Source organism: Streptomyces europaeiscabiei, from assembly GCF_001550375.1.
Lineage (GTDB): Bacteria > Actinomycetota > Actinomycetes > Streptomycetales > Streptomycetaceae > Streptomyces > Streptomyces europaeiscabiei.
On sequence record NZ_LRTR01000644.1, the window covers coordinates 1 to 1274 of the forward strand.

Annotated in this window: 1 protein-coding gene; it reads right to left on the minus strand. The window is 73.4% G+C overall.

Going from position 1 to position 1274, the window contains the following annotated elements:
- Nucleotides 1-1261, minus strand: a 1261-nt coding sequence (locus AWZ10_RS31485) for an acyltransferase domain-containing protein (protein WP_159058409.1), incomplete at its 3' end; no start/stop codon positions are given.
- Nucleotides 1262-1274: the final 13 nt, after the last annotated feature.

A 1274-nucleotide genomic window follows, 5' to 3' on the forward strand; every position in this document is an offset into this window, starting at 1 on the left:
CAGGCGCGGGAACGAGGCGGCGGCCGAGGAGTCCGCCGGCACGGACGGCGGCCTGGTCCTCGCGCGGACCGCCCGCCGCGCCGTCGGCGAGCAGGCTGACGAGACGGATGGTGCACCGCCGGTCAAGCGTGTGCGGCAGGTCGATCAGGCCGCCCCAGCGGTCGGGGTGCTCCAGAGCGGCGACCCGGCCGAGGCCCCAGACAGCGGCCTGGTCCGGGTCCGGCGCCGCATCGCCCTCCGCAGCGGTGACGGCTCCGCGGGTGAGAGTCCAGAGCGGGACCGTGACACCGGCGTCACCGAGGGCCTGCACGAGCACGGCGGTGGAGGCGACGCCGTCGGGCACGTCCCTGCCCTCTCGCCCATTCAGTGCGAGCAGGGAGAGAACGCCGGCGAGCGGGGCGTCGACGGCCGTGGCGGCGATACGCCGGGCGAACTCGGCACGGGCGTCGCCAGGGTGGTGGTCGACCGTGACCAGCTCGGCGCCCGCGTCGAGCAGGGCGGCCGTCAGCGCGCCGTCCCATCCGTCGTCGCCGTGCAGGGAGACGGGACGCAGGACGAGCCAGCGCCCGGACAGCCGCGCCGCCTCGGGCAGGCCGACTACAGGGCGCCAGACGGCGCGGTGGTACGGACCGGAGGCGTCGACGGCCGAGCCGTCCTCCGCGTAGGAGCGCTCCAACCAGTAACGGTCGCGCCGGAAGGCGTAGGTGGGCAGTTCGACGGGGCGGGCCCCGGGGAAGAAGGCGGACCAGTCCACCGCCCCACCACCCAGATGCAGGCGCGCGAGGGCCGTCACCAGGGTCCCGCTCTCCGTACCGTCCTTGCGGAGCAGCGGGACGAACAGCCCGTCTGCCAGGCAGTTCTGGGCGAGGGCGGTGAGGGTGCCGTCCGGGCCGATCTCCAGGAAACGGGTCACGCCCTCGGCCGCCAGAGCACTCACACCATCGGCGAACCGGACCGCCTCACGGACATGACGCACCCAGTACTCGGCCGACATCAGGTCACCGTCGGTGGCCAGACGTCCCGTCACGTTCGACACCACGGGAAGGGCAGGGGTTCCGTAGGTGATCCGCTCCGCCACCTCACGGAACGCGTCGAGCATCGGCTCCATCAACGGGGAATGGAACGCGTGCGAGACCCGCAGACGGGACGTCCGCCGACCCCGCACCTTCAGCTTCTCGGCGACCTCCGTAACAGCCGCCTCGACACCGGCGATCACCACCGACCGCGGCCCGTTCACCGCCGCGACCGACACCAACGACACGTCCAGCAACGGG